This is a genomic window from Pseudomonas sp. PS01270 (genome assembly GCF_029959775.1).
GTDB lineage: Bacteria > Pseudomonadota > Gammaproteobacteria > Pseudomonadales > Pseudomonadaceae > Aquipseudomonas > Aquipseudomonas atacamensis.
Map to the genome: position 1 here is coordinate 1 of NZ_JASCPT010000309.1, position 255 is coordinate 255.

The 255-nt window shown below is 49.8% G+C and carries 1 rRNA gene; it reads left to right on the forward strand.

Annotation, left to right across the window (positions count from 1 at the left end):
• A 23S ribosomal RNA gene (locus QMX86_RS28305) occupies nucleotides 1-255 on the forward strand; the annotation flags it as partial.

A 255-nucleotide genomic window follows, 5' to 3' on the forward strand; every position in this document is an offset into this window, starting at 1 on the left:
AATCAACCGAGATTCCCTTAGTAGTGGCGAGCGAACGGGGACTAGCCCTTAAGTGGCTTTGAGATTAGCGGAACGCTCTGGAAAGTGCGGCCATAGTGGGTGATAGCCCTGTACGCGAAAATCTCTTAGTCATGAAATCGAGTAGGACGGAGCACGAGAAACTTTGTCTGAATATGGGGGGACCATCCTCCAAGGCTAAATACTACTGACTGACCGATAGTGAACTAGTACCGTGAGGGAAAGGCGAAAAGAACC